The organism is Aquabacterium sp., assembly GCF_044226965.1.
Lineage (GTDB): Bacteria > Pseudomonadota > Gammaproteobacteria > Burkholderiales > Burkholderiaceae_C > Pseudaquabacterium.
Map to the genome: position 1 here is coordinate 105,141 of NZ_JBGAGA010000006.1, position 25,520 is coordinate 130,660.

Below are 25,520 nucleotides of genomic sequence, written 5' to 3' on the forward strand. Positions count from 1 at the left end.
CCGCGCGCGAGGCGCGGTGCGGGTGCTACTTGCCGGGCGCACCGCCGCCACGTGCGCTGCCGATCTGCCAGTTGCTGCGGCCCTCGGCCGCACCGCGGATCAGATCTTCCAGCGCCTGCGGGTTGCCGGCACGGATGACGTGCTCCAGCGCGTCGAGGGCGTGGCGGAAGCGCTGCGTCTGCTTCGTCACCTCTTCGCGGTTGGCCAGCAGGATGTCGCGCCACACGGCGGGGTCGCTGGCGGCGATGCGGGTGAAATCTCGGAAGCCCGGCCCGGCCAGCGACAGGTAGTCGCGCCCGGCGGGCTGGTTCATGATGGCGCTGAAGTACGCGAAGGCCAGCAGGTGCGGCAGGTGGCTCACGGCGGCGAAGGCGGCGTCGTGGTTCTCCGGCGTCATCTTCAGCACCTGCGCGCCGATGGCCGACCACACGTCGGTGGCCTTCTGCACCAGCTCGGGCGCGGTCTGCGGCAGCGGCGTCAGGATCACCTGGCGGCCCGCGTACAGCGCCGCATCGGCATGGGCCACGCCCGCGCTTTCCTTGCCGGCGATCGGGTGCGCCGGCACGAAGGCGCCGACGCGTTCCTTCAGCACGCGGCGCGCGGTGTCGACCACGTCGCGCTTGGTCGAGCCCACGTCCATGAACAGCACATGCGGCTCCACCAGGTGGCGGATGGCCTTGAAGGTGGCCTCGGTGGCGGCGACCGGCACCGCGATCAGCACGATGTCTGAACTGGCCACCGCCAGCAGCGCGGATTCAGCGGCGACGTCGATCACGCCCAGGCGCTTGGCGAGCTCGGTGGTGGAGGGCGACTTGCTGTAGCCGACCACGCGCTTGACCAGGCCCGCGCGCTTGAGCGCCAGCGCGAACGAGCCGCCCATCAGGCCGCATCCGATGACGCCGAGCTGGTTGAACATGGTCAGTGCACGTCGATCGGGTAAGTGCCCAGCACCTTGAAGAAGGCGCAGGCCTCGCGCAGCGCGCGCAGCGCGGTGCCGACGCGCGGGTCGTCCGGATGGCCTTCGATGTCGATGTAGAAGTAGTACTCCCACTGGCCCGAGCGTGCGGGCCGCGACTCGAAGCGCGTCATCGACACGCCGTGCACCTTCAGCGGCACCAGCATGTCGTGCACCGCGCCCGGCTTGTTGTCGACCGAGACGATGAGACTGGTGCAGTCGTGGCCCGACGGCTTGGGCGCGGGGTGGCGATCCGGGTGCGTGATGACGGCGAAGCGGGTGCGGTTGTGCGCATCGTCCTGGATCGCCGGAGCCACCACGTGCAGGCCGAACTCGGTGGCCGCGCGCGGGCTGGCGATGGCGGCCAGGCCCGGGTCCTGCGCAGCCAGCCGCGCTCCTTCGGCGTTACTCGACACCGGCCGGCGCTCGACGTCCGGCAGGTGGTGGCTCAGCCAGCCATGGCATTGCGCCAGCGCCTGCGGATGCGCGCACACCGCCTTCACCGCGGCCAGGCTGTTGTGCTTGCGCAGCAGGTTGTGGCGCACGATCAGGCTGGTCTCGCCGATGATGAACAGCGGCGTCGTCAGGAACAGGTCGAGCGAGCGGGCGACCACGCCCTCGGTCGAGTTCTCGACCGGCACCACGCCGAAGTCGGCCGCGCCGGCGGTGGTGGCGCGGAACACCTCGTCGAAGCTGGCACAGGGCACGCGCACGATCGAGCTGCCGAAGAAGCCGAGCGCCGCCTCTTCGCTGAAGGTGCCGGCCGGGCCGAGGTAGGCCACGCGCGTCGGCGTCTCGAGCGCGCGGCAGGCCGACATGATCTCGCGCCAGATCGGCGCCACGCTCTCAGTCTGCAGCGGGCCCGGGTTGACGGCCTTCAGGCCATCGATCACCTGCGCTTCGCGCTCGGGGCGGAACACCACCGAGCCCTCGCGCTTCTTGAGCTCGCCGACTTCCAGCGCCAGGCTGGCACGCCGATTCAGCATCGCCAGCAGTTCGCGGTCGAGTGCGTCGATGCGCTCGCGCAGCGCCAGCAGCTCGGGCTGCACGGCGGGCTTGTCGGTGGCGGTACTGTCAGCCATGGCGGCGGGCAAAGTCGTTCAGGAGGTCCACCAGCGCCTGCACACCTTCGAGCGGCATCGCGTTGTAGATCGACGCGCGCATGCCGCCGACGCTCTTGTGGCCCTTGAGCTGGAGCAATCCGCGTGCCTTGGCTTCCGCCAGGAAGGTGTCGTTCAGCGCCTCGTTCTTCAGGAAGAAGGGCACGTTCATGCGCGAACGGGCCTCGGGCGCTACCCGGGTCCGGTAGAAGTCCGACGCGTCGAGCGCGTCGTACAGCAGCCTGGCCTTGGCGATGTTGCGCGCTTCCATCGCCGCGACACCGCCCTGCGCCTTCAGCCACTGGAACACCAGCCCCGCGATGTAGATCGCGTAGGTCGGCGGGGTGTTGAACATCGAGCCCGCTTCGGCCACGGTCTTGTAGTTGAAGGCCGAGGGGCAGATGGGCAGCGCGCGGTCCAGCAGGTCCTCGCGCACGAACACCATCGTCAGGCCGGCCATGCCGACGTTCTTCTGTGCGCCGGCGAAGGCCAGGCCCACGCGCGACCAGTCGATCGGGCGCGACAGGATGTGCGAGGAGCAGTCGATCACCAGCGGCGCGTCGCAGCCGAGTGCGCGCAGGTCGGGCAGGGTCTGGAACTCGAGGCCGTCGATCGTCTCGTTGCTGCAGATGTGCACGTAGTTCGCATCGCGGCGCAACTGCCAGCGCGCGGGCGCTGGCATCGTGCTGTGGCCATCTGCTTCGTTGCTGGCGGCCACCGCCACGTCGGCATAGCGCCGCGCCTCGCGCGCTGATTTCAGCGACCACGAGCCGGTGACGACGAAATCGACCGCGCCACCACGCGAAAGGTTCATCGGCACGATGGCGTTCTCACCCAGGCCACCACCCTGCATGAACAGGATGCGGAACTGCGGCGGCACCGCCAGCAGTTCGCGCAGGTCGGCCTCGGCGGCTTCGGCGATCGAGATGAACTCCTTGCCGCGATGGCTCATCTCCATCACGCTCATGCCGCTGCCGTGCCAGTCGAGCATCTCGTCGGCGGCCTGGCGCAGCACGGCCTCGGGCACGGTGGCCGGCCCGGCCGAGAAGTTGTAGGGGCGCCGGGCCATGCTCACTTCTTGGGGGTCGAGGCCGCCGGCTTGGCGGCCGCGGCGGGCTTGCTGCCGCTGCCGGCACCACTGGCGGCGGCGGCCGCCATCGCGGCGTTGATGTGCTTGCCCATCGATTCCTGCAGCGCGCGCAGCTTGGGCTCGACACTGGTGCGCGTGTCGGCGACCAGCTTCTCGAGCAAGGCCCGCTGCATGTCGCCGCCCAGCGACTGGTACTTGCGGTAGATCGGCGCCTCGAGCATCGCGACGACCTGCTTGAGTTCGTCCTCGCTCAGTCGCTCTTCGAGCACCGGGCCGATCGTCGTCGGCGCGAGCTTCAGCGCGCGTTCGCGCAGCATGCCGACGGTCTCGTCGCCGAACTTCTTCAGGTCGCCCTGCAGCTCGCGTGCGAGTGCTTCGCGCTGTTCGGGCGGCACGCGGGTCTGCACCACCGTGCCGGCCTGCTGCACCAGCGGCGCGACCGACTGCTCGGCCAGCTGCCGCGCAGCCTGTTCGATGGCCGGCTGCTGCAGCTGCACCACCTTCTGTGCCAGCTCCTTCTTGGCACTGCTGGCCGGCGCACTGGCGCCCTGCGCGGCACACAGGCCACTGGCGGCAGCCAGCACGGCCACCACGGAAAACGAACGGATCAAGGTCATGGCGTCTCGGTCGGGGAAGGGGTGGGTTCGGCGTCGGTGTCGCCCTCGCCGCCGGCATCGTTCTCGACGATGCGCTGCAGGCCGGAGAGCTTGGCGCCGTCGTCGAGCGCGATCAGCGTCACGCCTTGCGTGGCGCGGCCGAGCTCGCGGATCTCTGAGACACGGGTGCGCACCAGCACGCCCTTGTCGGTGATCAGCATGATCTCGTCGTTCGGCCGCACCAGCGTTGCCGCAACGACCTTGCCATTGCGCTCGCTCTGCTGGATGGCGATCATGCCCTTGGTGCCGCGGCCGTGGCGCGTGTACTCGACGATGCTGGTGCGCTTGCCGAAGCCGTTCTCGGTGGCCGTCAGCACGCTCTGGGTTTCGTCCTCGGCCACCAGCATGGCAATGACGCTCTGGCCATCCTCCAGCATCATGCCGCGCACGCCGCGGGCCTGGCGGCCCATCGGGCGTACGTCGTCTTCGTCGAAGCGAACGGCCTTGCCACCGTCGCTGAACAGCATCACGTCGTGCTTGCCATCGGTGAGCGCGGCACCGATCAGGTAGTCGCCCGGATCGAGGTCGACCGCGATGATGCCGGCCTTGCGCGGGTTGCTGAACTCGTCCAGCGCGGTCTTCTTCACCGTGCCGAGCGCGGTGCCCATGAACACGTAGTGGTCGGCCGGGAAGCTGCGGAACTCGCCGGTGAGCGGCAGCACCACGGTCACCTTCTCGCCCGGCTGCAGCGGGAACATGTTGACGATGGGCTTGCCGCGCGAGTTGCGCGAGCCCTGCGGCACTTCCCAGACCTTCAGCCAATAGACGCGGCCACGATCGCTGAAGCACAGGATCCAGTCGTGCGTGTTGGCGATGAAGAGCTGGTCGATCCAGTCGTCTTCCTTGGTCTGCGTGGCCTGCTTGCCGCGGCCGCCGCGCTTCTGCGCGCGGTATTCGGTGAGCGGCTGGCTCTTGATGTAGCCGGTGTGGCTGAGCGTCACCACCATGTCGGTGGGCGTGATCAGGTCTTCGGTGCCGAGCTCCTGCACGTTGTGCTCGATCACGCTGCGGCGCACGGCCAGCTTGGTGCTGCCGAACTCGGCCTTCAGCGCGGTGAGCTCATCGCTGATGATCGTCGTCACGCGCTCGGGGCGGGCCAGGATGTCGAGCAGATCGGCGATCTGCGCCATCACTTCCTTGTACTCGCCGATGATCTTGTCCTGCTCCAGGCCGGTCAGGCGCTGCAGGCGCATCTGCAGGATCTCGCCGGCCTGGTCGTCGGACAGCCGGTACAGGCCATCGGGCTGCATGCCGTACTGCGCCGGCAGGCCCTCGGGCCGGTAGGCGCCGCGGCCGCCGGGGGTGTCGGCCTCGGCGCGCACCAGCATTTCGCGCACCAGCGATGAATCCCAGCTCTTGGCCATCAGCCCGGCCTTGGCCACCGGCGGCGTCGGCGAGTTCTTGATGATCTCGATGAACTCGTCGATGTTGGCCAGCGCCACCGCCAGGCCTTCGAGCACGTGGCCGCGCTCGCGCGCCTTGCGCAGCTCGAACACGGTGCGCCGGGTGACCACCTCGCGCCGGTGCTCGAGGAAGATCTCGAGCAGCTGCTTCAGGTTGCACAGCTTGGGCTGGCCGTCGATCAGGGCCACCATGTTGATGCCGAAGGTGTCCTGCAGCTGCGTCTGCTTGTACAGGTTGTTCAGCACCACCTCGGGCACTTCGCCGCGCTTCAGCTCGATGACGACGCGCATGCCCGACTTGTCGGACTCGTCCTGGATATGGCTGATGCCTTCGAGCTTCTTCTCGTGCACCAGCTCGGCAATGCGCTCGAGCAGCGTTTTCTTGTTGACCTGGTAGGGGATCTCGTCAACGATGATCGCCTGGCGCTGGCCGCGGTCGATGTCCTCGAAGTGGCACTTCGCCCGCATCACCACCTTGCCGCGGCCGGTGCGGTAACCCTCGCGCACGCCGTTCAGGCCGTAGATGATGCCGGCGGTGGGGAAGTCCGGCGCCGGGATGATCTCCATCAGCTCTTCGAGCGCCGCCGCGGGCACCTTCAGCAGGTGCAGGCAGGCATCCACGACCTCGTTGAGGTTGTGCGGCGGGATGTTGGTGGCCATGCCCACCGCGATGCCGGCGGCGCCGTTCACCAGCAGGTTCGGCAGCCGGGTCGGCAGCACGGTCGGCTCTTTCTCGGAGCCGTCGTAGTTCGGCGCGAAATCGACCGTTTCCTTGTCGATGTCGGCCAGCATCTCGTGGGCGATCTTGGCCAGCCGGATCTCGGTGTAGCGCATCGCCGCGGCGTTGTCGCCGTCGACCGAGCCGAAGTTGCCCTGGCCGTCGACCAGCATGTGGCGCAGGCTGAAGTCCTGCGCCATGCGCACGATGGTGTCGTAGACCGCGGTGTCGCCGTGCGGGTGGTACTTACCGATCACGTCGCCCACGATGCGGGCCGACTTCTTGTACGCGCGATTCCAGTCGTTGTTCAACTCGTGCATCGCGAACAGCACGCGCCGATGCACCGGCTTCAGGCCGTCGCGCGCATCGGGGAGGGCGCGCCCGACGATCACGCTCATCGCGTAGTCGAGGTACGAGCGCCGCATCTCCTCTTCGAGGCTGATCGGCAGGGTTTCCTTGGCGAACTGGGTCATGCACGAGTCGGCGCTGAGGGCCGGGCAATAGCGTCCGCAGCGGACGGCCCGCGCGGCAACCGTTCATTCTATGCGGCACCCGTTGTCGCAGCTTCGCAACATCACGAGGGGCGTGTCCTGCGTGGAGGCTGAAAATGCGATCCAGCGAAGATTCCGCTGGCACAATGACTCAGTCGGTGGTGAGGCTCGCCATAACGAGTTTTTGCCAGCTTTTCTTGCTTCCGATTTGGACGTATCGCAGGCTACTGCGGCTTTCCTCGAGAGGAGAATCATGAAGAAACTGAACATGGTGGCGGCGCTGGTGGTGTCGGCCGCATTGGCCGCACCGTTGGTGGCCTTCGCCCAGGCCAAGTCGATTGACAACTGGCGCAATGCCGACAGTGCGTTGGTCTGGAAGAACGGCGACGGCACGCTGTGCTGGCGTGACGCCAACTGGACCCCGGCCACGGCCGCTGAAAACTGCGACGGCGCGATCAAGCCCGAAGCGCCCAAGCCCGCTGCGCCGGCTGCTCCGGCACCGGCCGCGCCAGCCGCACCCGCTGCGCCCGCGCCTGCCGCGAAGCCTGCCGCACCCGCTGCTGCGCCGGCCCCGGTGAGCGAGAAGGTCACCTTCGCGGCTGATGCATTCTTCGACTTCAACAAGTCGGTGCTCAAGCCCGAAGCCAAGGCCAAGCTCGATGACCTGGTCAGCAAGACCTCCGGCATCAACCTGGAAGTGATCATCGCCGTCGGCCACACCGATTCGATCGGCAGCGACGCCTACAACCAGAAGCTGTCCGTCAAGCGCGCTGAGTCCGTCAAGGAATACCTGGTGAGCAAGGGCGTCGAGAAGAACCGCGTCTACACCGAAGGCAAGGGCGAGAAGCAGCCCGTCGCCGACAACAAGACCGACGAAGGCCGCGCGAAGAACCGCCGCGTGGAAATCGAGGTCGTGGGCACGCGCACCCGCAAGTAAGTTGTCCGTGTGGCCCTTCGGGGCCCGGTACCAAAACCCCGCTGCGGCGGGGTTTTTCGTTGGGCACCGCGGGTAGCATGCCAACCATGACGAACGCCAACGCAGACCCAGTAGAGCTCGCCAAGTTCGGCGACTTGGCCCACCGCTGGTGGGATCCCGATGGCGAGTTCCGCCCGCTGCACCAGATCAACCCGCTGCGGCTGGATTGGATCGACCGGCTGGCGGCGCTGGCCGGCAAGAGCGTGGTCGACATCGGTTGTGGCGGCGGCATCCTGGCCGAGTCGATGGCGCGGCGCGGCGCGCAGGTGCTGGGCATCGACCTGTCGACCAAGCCCCTGCGGGTGGCGCAGTTGCATGCCCTGGAGGCCGAAGTCGCCGGCGTGCAGTACCGCGAGCAGTCGGCCGAGGCGCTGGCGGCTGAGCAGCCGTGCCGTTTCGATGTGGTCACCTGCCTCGAGATGCTCGAGCACGTGCCTGAGCCCGCTTCGGTGGTGCAGGCCTGTGCGACGCTGGCCAAGCCCGGCGGCTGGGTGTTCTTCTCGACGATCCATCGCAATCCCAAGGCCTTCCTGATGGCGATCGTCGGCGCCGAACATGTGCTGAAGCTGCTGCCCAAGGGGACGCACGAGTACCAGCGCTTCATCAAGCCGAGCGAACTGGTGCGCTGGTGCCGCGACGCGGGGCTGGAGACGCGTGAGTTCAAGGGCCTCGAATACAACCCCTTGACTCGCCGCTACAGCCTTTCGCAGGACACCTCGGTCAACTACCTGGTGGCTTGCCGCCGACCCGCCTGATGTCGGCCACCACCCTCAAGATCGAATGCGCCGCGGTCCTGTTCGACCTGGATGGCACGCTGATCGACAGTGCGCCCGACCTGGCAGGGGCGGCCAACGACCTGCGCGCTGAGCATCAGTTGCCGCCGCTGCCCTATGAGCGGCTGAGGCCGATGGTGGGCGCCGGTGCGCGCGGCATGGTCGGCGTGGCCTTCGGCGTGGCGCCGGGTGACGACCGATTCGAGCCGCTGCGGGACGCGTTCCTTGCGCGTTATGCCGCGCGCCTGCTGCGGCAGACGCGGGTGTTCGAGCAGATCGAGCCGGTGCTGCGCTCGCTGTCCGCGGCGGCGCTGCCCTGGGGCATCGTCACGAACAAGGCCATGCGCTACGCCGAGCCCGTGGTACGCGGACTTGGCCTGCACGAGCGCTCGGCGGTGCTGATTGCCGGCGACTCCACGCCGCATGCCAAGCCGCATCCGGCGCCGCTGCTGGAGGCAGCGCGCCGGCTTGGCATCGCGCCGGAGCAGTGCCTGTACGTTGGCGACGACCTGCGCGACGTGCAGGCGGGCCGCAGTGCCGGCATGCCCACCGCTGCGGCGGCCTGGGGTTACCTGGGGTCGGGCGAGGGCGTCGAGGCCTGGGGCGCTGACCGTGTCCTGCAATCGCCGGCCGAGCTCTTGCAATGGCTGGAACTGGCCTAAACTAGGGGTCTCTGGGGCCGACCTGGCTTCGACGTGGGTACGGAGTCGGTTCAGGGCATGCCGAGCACCAGTCAGCTCGTAAATCCATCTGGAAACAAACTAACTGCGAACGATTCTTCGTACGCCCTCGCCGCTTAAAACCGGTGAGCCTCGCAACGGTTGGCCGATGGGCCGGGCCTGAAGCCGCAAGGCGACAGGCTGCGAGGTTATTCACATTGGCTGGTGCTGTGCCGGGTCACTCGGTTCAGCGCGAGATCAAGTGACTGGTGGTTCAGGTAGCGTGCTGCTGCGCGACCGGAACCACGAGATCCAAATCAGACAGCTACGCATGTAGAACTGGCCGGTGATGGCTTGCGGACGGGGGTTCGATTCCCCCCGGCTCCACCAGACACCCAGAGGACCGACGGCGCTGAACGACAAGTTGCGTTCAGCGCCGTTTTTCCTTTGATCGAGGCGCGGCGGCGGGGCTAGCATCCCGGGAGACTTCACCCCGATCGGCCGCCGCATGAGCGCATCCGCCACCAAATCCGCCGCACCGGCGCTGCCACCCAGTGTGCCGCGCGGAAAGCTTGAATGGCGCCAGTTGCTCGACTGGTTGCGCAGCGACGGCTGGGTCACGCCGGCCGATGCCGAGCGGGTGATCAAGCGCTTCGGCCACAGCGACTCGAGCCTGCATGCGCTGGTGCGGCTGGGTGGCGCCGGGCTGCAGCGCAATGGGCGGCCGCTGGATACCGAGGCGCTGACCGAATGGCTCGCGGGCCGTGCGCAGATGCCCTACCTGCGCATCGACCCGCTGAAGGTGGACGTCGGGCGCGTGGCCGACGTGATGAGCGTGCAGTACGCCCAGCTGCGCAAGGTGCTGCCCGTCGTCGTCGGCACCGTCGACGTGACGGTGGCTACCAGCGAGCCCTACGACACGGCCTGGGTCGGCGAGATCGAGACCCACACGCGCAAGCGGGTGAAGTTGGTGCTGGCCAGCCCCGACGACATCGCCCGCTACACGACCGAGTTCTACACGCTTGCGAAGTCGGTGCGCGCGGCGCAGAAGACCGGCGAGGCGTCGGCGGCGGCCAGCTTCGAGCAACTGGTCGAACTGGGCAAGAGCAACAAGCAGCTCGATGCCAACGACCAGGGCGTGGTGCAGGTGGTCGATTGGCTGTGGCAGTACGCCTTCGACCAGCGCGCCTCGGACATCCACCTCGAGCCGCGGCGCGACATGGGCGCGATCCGCTTCCGCATCGACGGCGTGCTGCACACCGTCTACCAGGTGCCGCTGACGGTGATGAACGCCATGACCGCGCGCATCAAGCTGCTCGGCCGGATGGACGTGATCGAGCGCCGCCGCCCGCAGGACGGCCGCATCAAGACCAAGCGCCCCGACACGCCCGACGCGCCCGGCGGCGGCGAGGTCGAGATGCGCCTGTCGACCCTGCCCACCGCGTTCGGCGAGAAGATGGTGATGCGGGTGTTCGACCCCGAGACGGTGGTCAAGACCGTCGAGGCACTGGGCTTCTCGGCGCATGACGGCGAGCGCTGGAAGGAGCTGATCGCGCGGCCGCACGGCATCATCCTGGTCACCGGCCCCACGGGCAGCGGCAAGACGACCACGCTGTATTCGACCCTGAAGTCGCTGGCCACCGATGAGGTCAATGTCTGCACGATCGAAGACCCGATCGAGATGATCGAGCCGGCCTTCAACCAGACCCAGGTGCAGGCGGCCATCGACATGGGCTTTGCCGAGGGCCTGCGCGCGCTGATGCGGCAGGACCCGGACATCATCATGGTCGGCGAGATCCGTGACCTGGCCACCGCCGAGATGGCGATCCAGGCCGCGTTGACCGGGCATCTGGTCTTCAGTACCTTGCACACGAATGACGCGGCCTCGGCGATCACCCGGCTGTCCGATCTCGGCGTGCCGACCTACCTGATCAACGCCACCGTGATCGGCGTGCTCGCGCAGCGCCTGGCGCGCACGCTGTGCGCCGCCTGCAAGGCGCGCGACGAAGGCCTGACGCGCGAGGCGCTCGACGAACTGGCCCGGCCTTGGCGGCTGTCCGGTGGCGTGCGGCCGTACAAGCCCGTGGGCTGCCTCGAATGCCGCAACACCGGCTACCGCGGCCGCGTGGGCCTGTACGAGCTGCTGCTGCTGAGCGAGGATGCCCGCCGGGCCATCCATCCGACGCTGGACACCGCCGCGCTGCGCAAGACGGTGGTGAAGGAGGGCATGCGCCCGATGCGCCTGGCCGGCACGATGAAGGTGGCCGAAGGCGTCACGACCATCGACGAAGTGCTGCGTACCACGCCGAGCTGGCACGACAGCTGAAGCACGCCGTGTGCCTGATCTTGTCGCGCAGGCGACAACGACAGGCAGCCGACGGTTACGTGGAAACCACAGCCGGTCGCCACAGGCCGCTCCCTAGAATCGTCCGCACCAACGGACCGCTTCTCGAGGAGACGCAGTGAAGATCAAGAGCCAGAGAGACTTCTGGTCGGGGTTGATGTTCGTGGCCACCGGGGTGGGGTTTGCCTGGGGTGCCACGAACTACAGCTTCGGCGCCTCGGCCAGGCCGGGACCGGGCTATTTCCCGTTCGGCCTGGGCATCCTGATGGCCATCCTGGGGGCCTTCATCCTGTTCGAGTCGCTGGCGGTCGAAACCGAAGACGGCGAGCCGATCGGCCCATGGGCCTGGAAGCCGCTGATCACGATCGTGTTCGCGGTCGCTCTGTTCGGTGTGTTGCTGCCGCGCCTGGGCATGGCGGCCGCGCTGCCGATTCTGATCATCATCACCAGCCTGGCCGGCGACGAGTTCCACTGGAAGGACGTGCTGATCAACTGCGTGGTGCTGACCATCGGTTCGTGGGCCATCTTCATCCTGGGCTTGAAGCTGGTGATTCCGCTCTGGCCGACCTTCATCACCGGCTGAGGAACGCGCCATGGATCTCTTGAACAATCTGGCGCTGGGCTTCGGCGTCGCGTTCACCGTCCAGAACCTGCTGTACGCCTTCGGCGGCGCGGTGCTGGGCACCTTGATCGGTGTGCTGCCCGGTCTGGGACCGGTGGCGACCATCGCGATGCTGCTGCCCTCGATCTACGCGCTCGATGCAACGCCGGCGCTGATCATGCTGGCGGGCATCTACTACGGCGCCCAGTACGGTGGCTCGACCACCGCGATCCTGATCAACGTGCCGGGCGAGTCGAGCTCGGTGGTGACGGCGATCGACGGCTACGCGATGGCCCGCCAGGGCCGTGCGGGCGCGGCGCTGGCGGCTGCCGGCCTGGGCTCGTTCTTCGCCGGCTGCGTGGGCACCGTGATCATCGCGGCGTTTGCGCCGCCGCTGACCGAACTGGCCTTCAAGTTCGGCCCGGCCGAGTACTTCTCGCTGATGACGCTGGGCCTGGTCGGTGCGGTGGTGCTGGCCTCGGGCTCGCTGGTCAAGGCGATCGCGATGATCCTGATGGGCCTGCTGCTGGGCCAGATCAACACCGACGTGATCTCGGGCGTGCCGCGCTACAGCTTCGATATCCCTGAGCTGACCGACGGCATCGGCTTCGTCGTGATCGCGATGGGCGTCTTCGGCTTCGGCGAGATCATCTCGAATCTCGGCCGGCCGGCCGAGCACCGCGAGGTCTTCACCAAGGATGTGAAGGGTCTGTGGCCGACCGGCCAGGACGTGAAGGACGCGTTCCCGGCCGTGCTGCGTGGCACGGCGCTGGGCTCGATCCTCGGCGTGCTGCCGGGCGGCGGCGCGCTGCTGGCCTCGTTCGCCGCCTACACGCTCGAGAAGAAGAGCCGCGGCCGCCCTGGTGAGGTGCCGTTCGGCAAGGGCAACATCCGCGGCGTGGCGGGTCCCGAGTCGGCCAACAACGCCGGCGCGCAGACGTCGTTCATCCCGATGCTGACCCTGGGCATCCCGCCGAACGCGGTGATGGCGCTGATGGTCGGCGCGATGACGATCAAGGGCATCCAGCCCGGCCCGCAGGTGATGACCAGCAACCCGCAGTTGTTCTGGGGCCTGATCGCCTCGATGTGGATCGGGAACCTGATGCTGGTGATCCTGAACCTGCCGCTGATCGGCATCTGGATCAAGCTGCTGACGGTGCCCTACCGCTTCCTGTTCCCGGCGATCACGGTGTTCTGCTGCATCGGCACCTACACGTTGAACAACAACGCGTTCGACGTCTACATGACGGCGGTCTTCTCGGTGGTGGGCTACGTGTTCTACAAGCTCGACTGCGAGCCGGCGCCGCTGCTGCTGGGTTTCATTCTCGGGCCGATGATGGAGGAGAACCTCCGACGTGCGCTGCTGCTGTCGCGCGGCGACTGGACCACCTTTGGCACGCGCCCGCTGTCCGCCGGGCTGCTGCTGGCCGCGGTGGCGATGATCGTGGTGGTGACCTTGCCTTCCATCAAGGCCAAGCGCGAAGAGGCCTTCCAGGAAGACTAGCGCGCCGCGACGCGACCAATTCAAGCCGGCCCGCGAGGCCGGCTTTTTCGTGGTGCGGCCGGCTCGGCCGCCGCAGGTCGCACAATCGGCGCTCCCTCTGCAGACTTCACTGGCCCGTCATGACGCACGCCTTCGAGTACCACTGCCCTTATCCCAGCGCGCGCCTGCCGGTGTTCGCGCGCAACGTCGTCGCCACCTCGCATCCGCTGGCCGCGCAGGCCGGCCTGCGCATGCTGGCCCGCGGCGGCAATGCTGTGGACGCGGCGATTGCCACCGCGGCGGTGATGACGATCGTCGAGCCCTGCAGCAACGGCCTCGGATCGGACGCGTTCTGCATCTTGTGGGACGGCCGTCAGCTGCATGGCCTGAACGCGTCCGGCCGTGCACCGGCTGCGTGGACACCCGCTTACTTCAGGCGCAAGCACGGCGAAGGCTCGCTGCAGCTGCCGGTGCGGGGCTGGGACTCCGCGACGGTGCCCGGTGCCGTCGGCGCCTGGGCCGCGCTGAGCCAGCGCTTCGGCAAGCTGCCGTTCGCCGACCTGCTGGCGCCGGCCATCGACATCGCCGAGCGCAGCTACGCGGTGCCGGTGGTGGTGGCCGAGAAGTGGGCCGCCGCGGCGCAGCTGCCGGCGCTGACCAGCCAACCCGGTTTTGCCGAAACCTTCCTGCCGCACGGCCGCGCACCGCAGGTGGGCGAGCTGTTCCGTTTCCCGGGTGCCGCGCGGGCGCTCAAGCTGATTGCCGAGACCCGCGGCGAGGCCTTCTACCGCGGCGAGATCGCCGAGGCGCTGGTGCGCCAGGCGCAGGCCCAGGGCGGCGCGCACCAGCTCGCCGACCTGGCCGGCTACCAGCCCGAGTGGGTGACGCCGATCGCGCAGAACTACCGCGGCTTCACCCTGCACGAGATCCCGCCCAACGGCCAGGGCATCGCGGCGCTGATCGCGCTGGGCATTGCCGAGCACTTCGACCTGGCGGCGCTGCCGATCGACGGTCCCGAGGCCCAGCACATCCTGATCGAGGCGATGAAGCTGGCCTTCGCCGACGTCTACCGCTACGTGGCCGAACCCTCCAGCATGGCGGTGACCCCCGCGCAGATGCTGGACGCGGGCTACCTCGCCAGCCGGGCCCGGCTGATCGACCCGAAGCGCGCACAGGCCTTCGAGGCCGGCAGCCCGGCCGACGCGCACCGCCGCGGCGGCACCATCTACCTGACCGCGGCGGACGAGCAGGGCATGATGGTCAGCTTCATCCAGAGCAACTACATGGGCTTCGGCTCCGGCGTGGTGGTGCCCGGGTACGGCGTCTCGCTGCAGAACCGGGGCCACGGCTTCAGCCTGGACGAGCGCAGCGCCAATGTCGTGGCGCCGGGCAAGCGGCCCTTCCACACCATCATCCCGGCCTTCGTCACGCGGGACGGCCAGCCGCTGATGAGCTATGGCGTGATGGGCGGCAACATGCAGCCGCAGGGCCATCTGCAGACCCTGGTGCGCATGATCGACCACCGCCAGAACCCGCAGGCCGCCTGCGATGCGCCGCGCTGGCGCTTCAACCAGGGGCTCTCGATCAATGTCGAGGGCGCGATGCCGGCGGCCACGGTGGCAGCCCTGGCCGAGCGCGGCCACGAGATGGACGTGCTGCAGGACAGCTACCAGGACTTCGGTGCCGGCCAGTTCATCTGGCGCCTGGGCGACCCGGCCCGCGAGGGCTATGTGGCAGCCAGCGATCCGCGCCGCGACGGCCAGGTGGCCGGCTTCTAGCGCCTGAAAGGCGCGGCCCCGGTGCCCGCCCGCGGCGCAGGGTCAGATCAGCTCGTCCACTGCCGCCAACAGCTGCCGTGCGTCCAGCGGCTGCGTCAGGTAGGCGCGCGCGCCGGCGCTGAACGCGGCATCGATGCGATCGGGCCGCGGGTCGTCCGACAGCACGATGACCGGGATGGCGCGCGTGCGCGGGTCGCTGCTCAACTGCTGCAGCAGGGCCAGGCCATCGTCGCCTGGCAGGCCCAGGTCCAGCAGCACCAGGTGCGGCGCCTCGGTCTCGGCCAGCACCAGCCCGTCGCTGGCATTGCCGGCATGGCTCAGGCGCACCAGCGGCCGCTCCTCGAAGGCCACGCTCAGGAAGGCCTCGCGCTCGGCGCTGCCGTGGATGCACAGGATGCGCTGCAGCGGCCCGCTGCCGGCGGGTGAGAGGGCGGCTGCCGGGGCTGCCGTTGCCATCGCGGCCAGCGGCATCGGCCTCGAGACGGTGGCGCCCGCCGTCGGCGCGGGTGCGCCGGCCGTTTCGCTGCGCGTCAGGTCCAGCACGTCGCCCAGCACCCGCTCGGCCTGGCGGCGGCGCAGGTTGTCGCTCAGGTCGTGCAGCGCGCAGACGGCGGCGCCCAGCCGGCCGTCACGCTCGCGCAGCGGCCGCAGCGTCACCAGCGCCGGCATCACCTTGCCACCGGCCAGCCGCAGGCGCAGCGAGCTGTGCAGCAGCTCGTCGCCGGCCTGCTGCAGCAGTGCCAGGATGCGGCCGGGCTGCGGTTGGTCGTCGTCCTGCAGCAGGTCGTCGATCGGGCGCCGGCGCAGCTCGGCCGCGCTGACGCCCACCAGGTCGGCAAACGCCGCATTCACCCGCTGGATGCGGCCATCGGCCTCGATCAGCGCGACGCCGGTCTGCACGGCGTCGAACACGCCGTCGAGCGAGCGCTCCTGGCGCTGCAGCTGCGCCCGCAGCTGGTCGATGTCGCGCTGCATGTCGAGGCTGCGGCTGCGTGCCTCGGTTTCGACACGCTGCACGCGCCCGGTCAGGGCCAGCAGCAGTGCGGCGAGCAGGCTGCCGCCGGCCAGCGCCGGCAGCGCGAACAACCACACACCGCCCTGCGTGCGCAGCGGCTGGCTGATGCGCAGCGCCCAGCGCCGGCCCGCCAGCTCGAAACCGGCTTCGCGGTTGAACTGGTTGTCGTGCGTCGGTGCGGCTGCTTCGCAGGAGCCCGGACCGTAGAGGTGGCGGCGCTCGGCACGCGGGTCGGCGTCGAACAGGCAGGCCTGCAGCGCATCGGTGCGCGCGGCCATCAGCGGGTTGAGCAGGCGCTCGATCAGCACCGTGGCGAACACCACCTGGCGCGTGCCGCTGCCCGATTCGGCGGGCACCGCCTGGTAGATCACCAGCGCAGGGCGATTCGACGGCGGGGCCGTGCCCGACGCTGCCGCCGCGTCGGACGACAGTGCGGGCACCAGCAATGGACCATCCTGGGCCAGCGCCTTCGCCAGGGCCCCGCGCAGCGCGGCGGCGCCGGCCAGCGTGTCCCCAGGGCTGGCCGCTGCGCCGGCGGCACCGGCCAGGGCCGGCAGCAGGTGGCGCACCACCGGCGCGCCGCCGTCGCCACGCGGGGCGTCGAGCCAGCCGATCTCGGCCAGGCCCGCCGTGCGGGCGAGCCAGGGCCGCGCCAGCGCATCGAACTGGGCATTGGACACGGGCAGAGCGGAGGCCTGCATCGCGCCGTTCAGGGCCAGCACGGCCTGCAAGGGCGCGTCCAGCAACGCCTGGGTGCGGGCGAACACCACATCCGCATCGCGATCGAAGCGGGCCAGGGCCTGGTCCCGGTCGCGTTCGTGGATGCCGGCCAGCGCGGCCAGCAGCAGCAGCGCCAGTGCGGCGAGCGGCAGCACCACCGAACGCCAGCGCGCTGCCCAGCGTTCGCGCTGCGGTGCAGCCAGGGCCAGCACCACCGGCACCAGCAGCATCACGCTGCCACCATCGGCCGTGGCGCGCACCAGCGCGGCGACGGCCGGCCGCGTGACCGAGGCCGACGGCAGCGCGCTGTCCAGCAGTTCGGCCACTGCGCCCAGCCCCGCGCAGGCCAGCGCCACCGCGACCAGCCGGCGGATCGCCGGGCTGCTGTCCAGCGCCAGGTCATCGCTGCGGCCGGAGCGCCGCATCAGCAGGCCACCAAACGCGCACTGCGCCACCAGCGCCAGCGCATCCACCCACTGCGATCCCGCGGGCTCGACCAGCGGCCAGGAGAACATCGCCAGCAGCGCGCCGACGATCACGGCCGGCAAGGCACGCCAGCCGACGCAGGCCGTGGCAGCCAGCGCCAGGGCCAGGCTCGGCTGCAGCGGCGCGATCAGCGTGTTGGCCACTTCGTACTGGGGGGTCAGCCAGGCCAGCAGCGGCAGCGCCAGCAGGGGCAGCAACATCAGGCCCAGCCGGCGACCGCGGCGCTGCGCGAAGGAAACAGGCATCAGGCTGGGGGGAGCGGAGGACATGGGCATGCGCGGGTACTGCAAGCGGCGGAAGCCAGGGCGGCGGGGCAACGCGCGAGCCTAGCACCTGGCCGGCGCGGCCGGCAGCGGAGCGACCCGCTGAATCGAGCGTCTGGCCGCCGCCGACGCGGTCGCGCCCCGCGGATGGGGGCCGGGTTGGCTTGCCCGTCGCCGAAGCCGCGCTTGTCGCATGCCGAAGCGCGCCGGCGCGGCCGGTGCACCCTGCGTTCCTAGAATCGTGCGATGTCTGATGCCGCCACCGCCCGCCCGCCCGCACGACACGCCTGGCCGGGACTCCTGATGGCACTGGCCGGCGCGATCGCGTTCTCGGGCAAGGCCATCATCGTCAAGCTCGCCTACCGGCATGGCGTCGATGCGATGGTGCTGCTGATGTACCGCATGCTGTTCGCGCTGCCGCTGTTCGTGCTGCTGGCCTGGTGGGCCGGGCGCGGGCAGCCGCGCCTGACGCGGCGCGACGCGCTCGCGGTGCTGGGCCTGGGCTTCTCGGGCTACTACCTGGCGAGCTACCTCGACTTCATCGGCCTGCAGTTCATCAGCGCCAGCCTCGAGCGCCTGATCCTGTACCTGACGCCCACGCTGGTGCTGCTGCTGGGCTGGCTGCGCCACGGCCGGCGCGTCAATGGCCGCCAGGCGCTGGCGATGGCGATCAGCTATGCCGGCGTGCTGCTGGTCTTCGGTCACGAGCTGGCGCTGGACCGGCCGCATGTGGCCATCGGGGCCACGCTGGTGCTGCTGAGCACCGCGAGCTATGCGGTCTACCTCGACAGCAGCGGCCAGGTGGTGCAGCGCCTGGGCGCCGCGCGCCTGACCGGCCTGGCCAGCACGGTGGCCTGTGCGCTGTGCATCGGCCAGTTCCTGCTGCTGCGCCCGTTGGCCGATGCGCTGGTGCCGGCGCCGGTGATCGGGCTGTCGGTGCTGAACGCGGTGGCCTGCACCTTCACGCCGGTGCTGCTGGTGATGCTGGCGATCGAGCGGCTGGGCTCGGCACTGACTTCGCAGATCGGCATGGTCGGGCCGGTCAGCACCATCCTGATGGGCGTGGTCTTGCTGGGCGAGCCATTCACCGGCTGGATTGCCGCGGGCACACTCGGCGTCCTGACGGGCGTGACCTTGTTGGCCCGCTGGCGCTGAACGCGCGAAACGCATCGCAGGAGTCGAACGAGATGGATCTGGGCATCGCAGGCAAGTGGGCGCTGGTGTGCGCCGCGAGCAAGGGCTTGGGCAAGGGCTGTGCGCAGGCGCTGGTGCGCGAAGGGGCGCATGTGGTGATCACCGCGCGTGGCGTCGAGGCGCTGGAGGCCACCGCGGCCGAGCTGCGCCAGGCGCATCCCGCCGCGGTGGTGATCGCGGTGGCCGGGGACATCACCACGGTCGAAGGCCGCGCGGCCGCGCTGGCCGCGTGCCCGCAGGTGGACATCCTGGTCAACAACGCCGGCGGTCCGCCCCCCGGGGACTTCCGGCAGTGGGACCGCGAGGCCTGGATCAAGGCGCTGGACGCCAACATGCTGGCGCCGATCGAGCTGATGAAGGCCACGGTCGATGCGATGGCCGAGCGCGGCTTCGGCCGCGTCGTCAACATCACCTCGGGCGCGGTGAAGGCGCCGATCGACACGCTGGGCCTGTCCAACGGCGCCCGCAGCGGGCTCACCGGCTTCGTGGCCGGGGTGGCACGCCAGCCGCGCCTGGCCAGCCGCAACGTGACGATCAACAACCTGCTGCCCGGCACCTTCGACACCGACCGACTGACCGGCGGTTTCCGAGCCGGCGCGGCCGCGAGCGGCCAGTCGGTGGAGGAGATCGCCGAGCGCCGGCGCCGCACCGTGCCGGCCGGGCGCTTCGGCACGCCGGCCGAATTCGGCGACTTCTGCGCGTTCCTGTGCAGCCGCCAGGCCGGCTACCTGACCGGGCAGAACCTGCTGCTCGACGGCGGCGCCTACCCCGGCACCTTCTAAAAGGATTAAGCTGCCGGCTTGCCCCGCGTGGCGGCACGCGGGGCGCGGTCGTTGCGGATGGAGGCCGATCATGGCCCGATGGATCTGTGTGCTGATGGCACTGTGGCTGGCCGGCTGTGCCAGCCACCCTTTGGTGACGAAGAGCGAGCAACTGTTCGACGACACGTCGTTCAAGCCCGCCAGCGAGCGCATCAACCCGGCGGACGCCCTGGCGCTCAGTGACGAGATGCGCGGCTACCTGCAGCGCGAGATGGGCAACCTCTTGCTGCGACGCGAGCCGCAGCGCGTGCTGCTGGAGCAGTTGTACACGCACAACCAGCTGAAGCTGCGCTACGACACCGAGATGACGCGCAGCGCCGCGCAGGCCTTCGAGGCGCGCGCCGGCAATTGCATGTCGCTGGTGCTGATGACGGCGGCCTTTGCGCGCGAGCTCGGCCTGCAGGTGCGCTACCAGAGCGTGTATGTCGATCCGAACTGGGGCCGGCGCGGCGACCTGTACTTCACCATCGGGCACATCAACCTCTCGGTGGGCAAGCCGCTGGTGCAGACGCACGGCCCGGGCGATGCGGGCGACTGGTTGACGGTGGACTTCCTGCCGCAGCGTGAGCTGCGCGGCCAGCGCTACGACGTGATCGACGAGCCCACCGTGATCGCGATGTACCTGAACAACAAGGCCGCCGAGGCGATGGCCGATGGCCGCGTCGACGATGCCTACTGGTGGGTGAAGGCGGCGATCCAGCAGGACCGCCAGCTGCTGCTCGCCTACAACACGCTGGGCGTGATCTACCAGCGCCATGGCCTGCCGGCACGGGCCGAGGCGGTGCTGCGCTTCGCGCTGGCCCTGGAGCCGACCAACGTGCATGTGGCCGGCAACCTGGCGCAGCTGCTCACCTCGCAAGGCCGTGCCGCGGAGGCCGCGCCGCTGATCGCGCTGGCCGAACGGCTGCAGCCCGACCCGCCGTTCAAGTACTTCAACCTCGGCCGCGAAGCCATGGCGCGTGGCGAATACCGCCAGGCCAAGTCGCTGTTCGAGCGCGAGATCGGGCGCGACCCGGACTACCACGAGTTCTATTTCTGGCTGGCGCTGGCCGACCTGAAGCTCGGCGACGTGCAGCATGCCCAGCGCAACCTGGAGACCGCCCGCGAAAAGAGCGGTTCGCGCCGCGAAGAGGCGCTGTATGCGGCCAAGCTGGCACGGCTGAAGGCCGACCTGGTGCAGTGAGCGGTTGAGCGGCCGGCGCGGCTGGCTACACTGCGGCGCCAAGCCGACCCCGCCGCCGCCCCGCGGCCCGATGCCGCCGTGTCAGACCGTCTCGCCGTCCTGCCGCAATACCTGCTGCCCAAGCAGGCCCTGACCTCGCTGGCCGGCGCATTCGCCGCGCGTGAACTGGGCGGCCTCACCACCGGCACGATCCGCTGGTTCGTGCGGCGCTACGGCGTGAACATGGCCGAGGCAGCCAACCCGGACATCGCCAGCTACCCCAGCTTCAATGCCTTCTTCACGCGGGCGCTGAAACCCGGCGCACGGCCGCTGGCCACGGCGGCGCTGGTCTGCCCGGTCGATGGTGCGATCAGCCAGTTCGGCGCGATCGAACGCGACCAGATCTTTCAGGCCAAGGGGCACCACTACGCGACCCGCGCATTGGTCGGCGGCGACGCTGCACTGGCCGCGCGCTTCGACGATGGCTGCTTCGCCACGCTGTACCTGAGCCCGAAGGACTACCACCGCATCCACATGCCCTGCGCCGGCCGCCTGCGCCGCATGATCCACGTGCCCGGCGCGCTGTTCTCGGTGAACCCGACCACCGCGCGCGGCGTGCCGGGGCTGTTCGCGCGCAACGAGCGGGTGGTGTGCGCGTTCGACAGCGAGGCCGGGCCCTTCGTGCTGGTGCTGGTGGGCGCCACCATCGTCGGCAGCATGGCCACCGTGTGGCACGGCACGGTCAACCCGCCACGACCGGGCCAGCTGCGCGAGTGGCGCTACGACGACCACGCGGTGGCGCTGCAGCAGGGCGACGAGATGGGCCGCTTCCTGCTGGGTTCGACCGTGGTGATGCTGTTTCCCAAGGCCTGGGGCGGCGCGCCGCTGGCTTTCAACCCGGGCTGGCGACCGGGCGGCGCCATCCGCATGGGCGAGGTGATGGCCACGGTGGCATAAGGTCCGAAAGGAGCGTCCATGACGATCACCCTGTACGGCTACACCGGCAGCGGCTCGGCCGCAGCCGAATGCGGCCTGGCGCTGGCGGGCCTGAACTACCGCAACGTGCAGGCCGCGAGCTGGGACACGCATTCGGCAATCGACGAACTCCGGCGCGTGAACCCGCTGGCGCAGATCCCGACGCTGCAATGGGACGACGGCAGCGTGATGACCGAGAGTGCGGCGATCCTGATCGAGCTCGGCCTGCGTCATCCGGCCAGCGGGCTGCTGCCGGCCGACCCGGCGGCGCGGGCCAACGCGATCCGCGGGCTGGTCTACATCGCGGCCAACTGCTACGCGATGATCGGCGTGATCGACTACCCCGACCGCGTGATGGCCCAGCCCGACAAGCAGGAGGCCGAGCGCGTGGTGCGGCGCAGCCGCGAGCGCCTGCACGAGCTGTGGAGCCAGTTCGCCGACCAGATCCCGGCCACGCCCTTCCTCGGCGGGGCGGCACCGAACGCGCTGGACATCCTGGCCGCGGTGGTGTCGAAGTGGGCCGGCGCGCGCCAGCACCTGGCCCAGGCGCGGCCACAGTGGGCCGCGGTGCTGCCCCGCATCGAAGGCCATCCGGCGCTGGCGCCGGTGTTCCAGCGCCACTGGCCGGCCAAGCGCTGAGGCGGCTGCCGCGTCAGCGCATTCGTCACCGGCAGGGTGCTTCAGCCGCCTGACAGGGCTTGCGCATCGTCGCCCAGGCCGCCGGCCAGGTGCGCCGTGCAATCCAGCAGCGTCACGGTGTGCGGTGGTTCGGCCAGCGCGCGGGTCAGCGAGGCGTTGGACATGCGGGCGGGCAGCGCCATGCCGGGCGGCAGCTGCAGGCTGTGCCGCAGCCATTCGCGCAGCACCAGGCCGTGGGTGACGACCACCAGCGGTCCGCCCAGGCGGCGCCGCAAGGCCAGCAGCTCGGCCCAGGCCTGCGCAGCGCGGGCACTGAACGCGGCCTGCGATTCGCCGCCCGGCGGCGCGTCCTCCATCGTCAGCGGGTTGAAGCCCAGCGTGTCGTAGGGCTGGCCGCGCAGGTCGCCGTAGTGGCGCTCGTGCAGCAGCGCCGAGGCCTGCACGGGCAGGCCGGTGGCGGCGCTGATCGCGGCCGCGGTCTGCCAGGCGCGCGGCAGGTCGCTGGCCAGCAGGCCGGCCAGCGGCTCGCGCGCCAGGCGTTGCGCCAGCGCTTCGGCCTGGGACTGGCCCCGGGGGCTCAGGGGTGTGTCCGCAGGCTGCAGCACGCGGGCCACGTTCAACGGCGTTTCGCCGTGGCGGATCAGCAGCAGGCTCATCGGGCGGTCCTCGGGAAAAAGAATTTGCCGCGGCGCGAATCCATCGGTCGGTGCGGGCCCTCTTGGCTGCCGAGGATGTCCTCGTCAACCGATTGGAGTGCGATCATGCTGTACGTGAAGAATGTGCCGGGCTGGGAACGGGTACTGCGGGTGCTGGCCGGCGTGGCCGGCGGCGCGGCCGCGCTGTGGGCGGTGCCGGGCACCGCGGGCCTGGTGCTGGGGGCCAGCGCCGCGGGCCTGGCCATCTCGGGGCTGTTCGGCTTCTGCCCGGCCTGCGCGATGGTCGGGCGTCGGCTCAAGTAGATGCTGGCGCTGGAACACCAGCCAGTGCTGCTGGCCGCGCACCAGGGCGATCCGGCCGCGCTGGAGCGCCTGCTGCGCCTGGCGCGGCCCGATGTGCGGCGCTATGCGCAGCGGCATTGCCTGATCAGCGATGTCGACGACGCGGTGCAGGAAGCCCTGCTGATCCTGTCGCGCCGCGTGCAGCAGTTGCGGGTGCTGGCGGCGTTCTCGGGCTGGCTGATCCGCATCGTGCAGCGCGAGTGCCGGCGGCTCGGGCGCGTGGCCTTTCGCTACGACCCCTATGACGAAGCGCAGCTCGAGCACTGGCTGGTCGTCCACAGCAACGACGAACTGCGCCTGGAACTCGCGCAGGCGCTGCAGTCGCTGCCGGCGCCGGCGCGCGAGGTGATCCTGCTGCGCGACTTCGAGGAGCTCACCATCGGCGAGATGGCCCAGCGCCTGCAGCTCAGCACCGCGGCGGTGAAGAGCCGTCTGCACCGGGCCCGCCAACTCGCCCGCGAATACCTGCTGGCCTAGCGCGCGAGGCAGACGCCGCCGTCGACGGTGAGCGTCGTGCCGACCACATAGTCGCCGGCCCGCGACGCCAGGTAGATGGCCGCGCCGGCCATGTCCTCGTCGGTGCCGATGCGCCGGGCCGGGATGCGTTCGGCCACCGCGTCGCCATGGTCGCGCGCATCGCGGTTCATGTCGGACGCGAAGGCGCCCGGCGCGATCGCGCTGACGACGATGTTGTCCTGCACCAGGCGCAGCGCCATGCGCCGGGTCAGGTGGATCAGCCCGGCCTTGCTGGCGGCATAGGAGTAGGTCTCCATCGGGTTGACGCTCTGGCCGTCGATCGAGGCGATGTTGATGACCTTGGCCGGCTGCGACTTGCCGCCCTTGACCAGCAGGCCGTGCAGCGCCTGGGTCAGGAAGAACGGTGTCTTCAGGTTCAGGTCGACCACCTTGTCCCAGCCGTTCTCGGGGAACTCGTCGAAGGGCGCGCCCCAGGCCGCGCCGGCGTTGTTGACCAGGATGTCGAGCTGCGATTCGCGCTCGGCATACGCGGCCACCAGCGCCTGGATGCCGGCCGGCGTGGACACGTCGAACGGCAGCGAGACGCAGGGCCCGAGCGCCGAGAGCTCGGCCGCGGCCGCGTTGCAGGCCTCGGCCTTGCGCGCGCTGATGTAGACGCGCGCACCGGCCTTCAGGAAGCCGGCGGCGATCATGCGGCCGATGCCGCGCGAACCACCGGTGATCAGGGCACTGCGGCCGGCGAGCGAAAACAGGTCGGACATGGACAGGGTCTCCAAAGGTCGTGACGAAACGGAATGGCCGGCATCATCGCCATGCGGCCCGCCGGCGTCAGTCGCGCAGGTGCCAGTGGCCCAGGCGCCGGCGGGGCGCGGCCCGGCGCGGCGGCATCAGGTCGCCGGCGCGTCGGCGCCGCAGTTCCAGCACTGGCCGAACGGGCCCTCGATGATCTCGCCGCAGCCCGGGCAGGCCCAGCGGCGCTCGGGCGGGTGCTGCAGTTCGTGCAGCAGGCGCAGGGCGGTGGCGCGCTGGGCCTCGTCGATCAGCCACAGCTCGGGCAGCGTCTGGTCCGGTGGCACTTCGCCGGCAATGCTGCTGGCGTAGGCGCGCTGCACCGTCACGCCCAGGCCGGCACTGCGCAGCACCTCCGCCCACAGCGTGGCGATGGCGAGGTTGGGGGCCTGGGCGAGTCGGCGCATCGGTGGGACCTGGGGGGGGAATCATGCCAGCCCGCTGGGTCATCGATCCTGGCGTAGGCTGCGGGCCATCAACGAGGAGCAGCGTGATGGTGCAGGCAATCCAGATTCAACAGTACGGCGGACCCGAGGCGATGCAACTGGTCGACGTCGCGGTGGGCGAGCCCGGCCCGGGCGAGATCCGCATCCGCCACCATGCGGTGGGGCTGAATTTCATCGACGTCTACCAGCGCACCGGGCTGTACCAGAACCCGCTGCCGCTGACGCTGGGCATGGAAGGCGCCGGCATCGTCGAGGCGGTGGGCGAGGGCGTCACGCACCTCAAGGTCGGCGATCGCGCGGCCTACGCCAGCAACCCGCCCGGCAGCTATTCGCAGGCGCGCGTGATGCCGGCCAAGTGCGTGTGCAAGCTGCCCGAGGCGATCTCGTTCGAGACCGGCGCGGCGATGATGTTGAAGGGCTTGACCGCGCAGTACCTGCTGAAGAAGACCCAGCCGCAAGGCGGCCTGCAGCCCGGCGACTTCGTGCTGTGGCATGCCGCGGCCGGCGG

General features: G+C 69.9%; 24 protein-coding genes and 1 other RNA gene. 16 read left to right on the plus strand and 9 right to left on the minus strand.

Annotated elements, in window-relative coordinates; genetic code table 11:
* Positions 1 to 25 precede the first annotated feature (25 nt).
* The 5 genes from ACILR4_RS04630 to gyrA are packed head-to-tail and all read right to left on the minus strand — an operon-like array spanning position 26 to position 6,395.
* Entirely contained in the window at positions 26 to 916 is an 891-nt protein-coding gene (locus tag ACILR4_RS04630; protein ID WP_395699660.1) for a prephenate dehydrogenase, read from the minus strand.
* A gap of 2 nt (positions 917 to 918) precedes the next feature.
* Positions 919 to 2,037: a prephenate dehydratase gene (gene pheA / locus ACILR4_RS04635; RefSeq protein WP_395699661.1), complete on the minus strand. Its 1,119-nt coding sequence runs from the start codon at positions 2,035 to 2,037 to the stop codon at positions 919 to 921.
* Positions 2,030 to 3,124, minus strand: coding sequence for a 3-phosphoserine/phosphohydroxythreonine transaminase (gene serC, locus ACILR4_RS04640; RefSeq protein ID WP_395699662.1), 1,095 nt, complete (start codon positions 3,122 to 3,124; stop codon positions 2,030 to 2,032). The genes pheA and serC overlap by 8 nt, the downstream gene beginning before the upstream one ends.
* 2 nt (positions 3,125 to 3,126) lie before the next feature.
* Positions 3,127 to 3,762, minus strand: coding sequence for a hypothetical protein (locus tag ACILR4_RS04645; protein ID WP_395699663.1), 636 nt, complete (start codon positions 3,760 to 3,762; stop codon positions 3,127 to 3,129).
* Positions 3,759 to 6,395: a DNA gyrase subunit A gene (gene gyrA, locus ACILR4_RS04650; RefSeq protein ID WP_395699664.1), complete on the minus strand. Its 2,637-nt coding sequence runs from the start codon at positions 6,393 to 6,395 to the stop codon at positions 3,759 to 3,761. Before gyrA ends, ACILR4_RS04645 begins: the two co-directional genes overlap by 4 nt.
* Before the next feature lie 271 nt (positions 6,396 to 6,666).
* Between gyrA and ompA the strand changes: the two genes are divergently transcribed.
* The 8 genes from ompA to ACILR4_RS04690 all read left to right on the plus strand — a co-directional run bounded on the left by ompA (position 6,667) and on the right by ACILR4_RS04690 (position 15,027).
* Positions 6,667 to 7,350: an outer membrane protein OmpA gene (ompA, locus tag ACILR4_RS04655; protein ID WP_395699685.1), complete on the plus strand. Its 684-nt coding sequence runs from the start codon at positions 6,667 to 6,669 to the stop codon at positions 7,348 to 7,350.
* Between the two features lie 86 nt (positions 7,351 to 7,436).
* Positions 7,437 to 8,144 carry a bifunctional 2-polyprenyl-6-hydroxyphenol methylase/3-demethylubiquinol 3-O-methyltransferase UbiG gene (gene ubiG / locus ACILR4_RS04660; protein WP_395699665.1) on the plus strand — a complete coding sequence of 236 codons (708 nt, stop codon included), beginning with the start codon at positions 7,437 to 7,439 and terminating at the stop codon, positions 8,142 to 8,144.
* Positions 8,144 to 8,824, plus strand: a complete 681-nt coding sequence (gene gph, locus ACILR4_RS04665; protein WP_395699666.1) for a phosphoglycolate phosphatase — start codon at positions 8,144 to 8,146, stop codon at positions 8,822 to 8,824. Before ubiG ends, gph begins: the two co-directional genes overlap by 1 nt.
* A gap of 13 nt (positions 8,825 to 8,837) precedes the next feature.
* Positions 8,838 to 9,211, plus strand: a transfer-messenger RNA (tmRNA) gene (gene ssrA, locus ACILR4_RS04670).
* Between the two features lie 118 nt (positions 9,212 to 9,329).
* The gene (locus ACILR4_RS04675) at positions 9,330 to 11,147 is read left to right on the plus strand and encodes a GspE/PulE family protein (RefSeq protein ID WP_395699667.1); all 1,818 of its coding nucleotides are present in this window, start codon (positions 9,330 to 9,332) and stop codon (positions 11,145 to 11,147) included.
* A gap of 136 nt (positions 11,148 to 11,283) precedes the next feature.
* Positions 11,284 to 11,748: a tripartite tricarboxylate transporter TctB family protein gene (locus ACILR4_RS04680; protein WP_395699668.1), complete on the plus strand. Its 465-nt coding sequence runs from the start codon at positions 11,284 to 11,286 to the stop codon at positions 11,746 to 11,748.
* A 10-nt stretch (positions 11,749 to 11,758) separates the two neighbouring features.
* Complete coding sequence (locus ACILR4_RS04685) at positions 11,759 to 13,270, plus strand: tripartite tricarboxylate transporter permease (RefSeq protein ID WP_395699669.1); 1,512 nt, start codon at positions 11,759 to 11,761, stop codon at positions 13,268 to 13,270.
* Positions 13,271 to 13,389: 119 nt separating this feature from the next.
* Positions 13,390 to 15,027: a gamma-glutamyltransferase family protein gene (locus tag ACILR4_RS04690; RefSeq protein WP_395699670.1), complete on the plus strand. Its 1,638-nt coding sequence runs from the start codon at positions 13,390 to 13,392 to the stop codon at positions 15,025 to 15,027.
* Positions 15,028 to 15,069: 42 nt separating this feature from the next.
* On the opposite strand, the gene ACILR4_RS04695 is transcribed toward ACILR4_RS04690, so the two are convergent.
* Positions 15,070 to 17,517 carry a response regulator gene (locus tag ACILR4_RS04695; RefSeq protein WP_395699671.1) on the minus strand — a complete coding sequence of 816 codons (2,448 nt, stop codon included), beginning with the start codon at positions 17,515 to 17,517 and terminating at the stop codon, positions 15,070 to 15,072.
* 240 nt (positions 17,518 to 17,757) lie between these two features.
* Here ACILR4_RS04695 and ACILR4_RS04700 point away from each other — a divergent pair, with 240 nt between their 5' ends.
* From ACILR4_RS04700 to ACILR4_RS04720, 5 genes are all read left to right on the plus strand, one after another.
* Positions 17,758 to 18,666 (plus strand): DMT family transporter, encoded by a 909-nt coding sequence (locus ACILR4_RS04700; RefSeq protein ID WP_395699672.1) that lies wholly within the window; start codon positions 17,758 to 17,760, stop codon positions 18,664 to 18,666.
* A 32-nt stretch (positions 18,667 to 18,698) separates the two neighbouring features.
* Positions 18,699 to 19,487: an SDR family oxidoreductase gene (locus tag ACILR4_RS04705; RefSeq protein ID WP_395699673.1), complete on the plus strand. Its 789-nt coding sequence runs from the start codon at positions 18,699 to 18,701 to the stop codon at positions 19,485 to 19,487.
* A gap of 70 nt (positions 19,488 to 19,557) precedes the next feature.
* Positions 19,558 to 20,709 (plus strand): tetratricopeptide repeat protein, encoded by a 1,152-nt coding sequence (locus ACILR4_RS04710; protein ID WP_395699674.1) that lies wholly within the window; start codon positions 19,558 to 19,560, stop codon positions 20,707 to 20,709.
* Between the two features lie 78 nt (positions 20,710 to 20,787).
* The gene (gene asd, locus ACILR4_RS04715) at positions 20,788 to 21,645 is read left to right on the plus strand and encodes an archaetidylserine decarboxylase (protein WP_395699675.1); all 858 of its coding nucleotides are present in this window, start codon (positions 20,788 to 20,790) and stop codon (positions 21,643 to 21,645) included.
* 18 nt (positions 21,646 to 21,663) lie between these two features.
* Positions 21,664 to 22,302 carry a glutathione S-transferase family protein gene (locus ACILR4_RS04720; protein WP_395699676.1) on the plus strand — a complete coding sequence of 213 codons (639 nt, stop codon included), beginning with the start codon at positions 21,664 to 21,666 and terminating at the stop codon, positions 22,300 to 22,302.
* A gap of 41 nt (positions 22,303 to 22,343) precedes the next feature.
* On the opposite strand, the gene ACILR4_RS04725 is transcribed toward ACILR4_RS04720, so the two are convergent.
* Positions 22,344 to 22,958, minus strand: coding sequence for a histidine phosphatase family protein (locus ACILR4_RS04725; protein ID WP_395699677.1), 615 nt, complete (start codon positions 22,956 to 22,958; stop codon positions 22,344 to 22,346).
* 105 nt (positions 22,959 to 23,063) lie between these two features.
* Between ACILR4_RS04725 and ACILR4_RS04730 the strand changes: the two genes are divergently transcribed.
* Together ACILR4_RS04730 and ACILR4_RS04735 are read left to right on the plus strand one after the other, a co-directional pair.
* Positions 23,064 to 23,261, plus strand: coding sequence for a DUF2892 domain-containing protein (locus tag ACILR4_RS04730; protein WP_395699678.1), 198 nt, complete (start codon positions 23,064 to 23,066; stop codon positions 23,259 to 23,261).
* Positions 23,262 to 23,777, plus strand: coding sequence for an RNA polymerase sigma factor (locus tag ACILR4_RS04735; RefSeq protein ID WP_395699679.1), 516 nt, complete (start codon positions 23,262 to 23,264; stop codon positions 23,775 to 23,777).
* Here the strand turns inward: ACILR4_RS04735 and ACILR4_RS04740 are convergent.
* Both ACILR4_RS04740 and ACILR4_RS04745 read right to left on the minus strand, forming a co-directional pair.
* On the minus strand, positions 23,774 to 24,538 hold the full coding sequence (locus ACILR4_RS04740; protein ID WP_395699680.1) for an SDR family oxidoreductase: 765 nt from the start codon (positions 24,536 to 24,538) through the stop codon (positions 23,774 to 23,776). The genes ACILR4_RS04735 and ACILR4_RS04740 overlap by 4 nt on opposite strands.
* A 126-nt stretch (positions 24,539 to 24,664) precedes the next feature.
* Positions 24,665 to 24,973 carry a DUF2007 domain-containing protein gene (locus tag ACILR4_RS04745; RefSeq protein ID WP_395699681.1) on the minus strand — a complete coding sequence of 103 codons (309 nt, stop codon included), beginning with the start codon at positions 24,971 to 24,973 and terminating at the stop codon, positions 24,665 to 24,667.
* An 86-nt stretch (positions 24,974 to 25,059) separates the two neighbouring features.
* On the opposite strand from ACILR4_RS04745, the gene ACILR4_RS04750 reads away from it, so the two are divergent.
* Positions 25,060 to 25,520 (plus strand): alcohol dehydrogenase catalytic domain-containing protein (locus ACILR4_RS04750; RefSeq protein WP_395699682.1); only part of this gene is annotated, 461 nt, incomplete at its 3' end.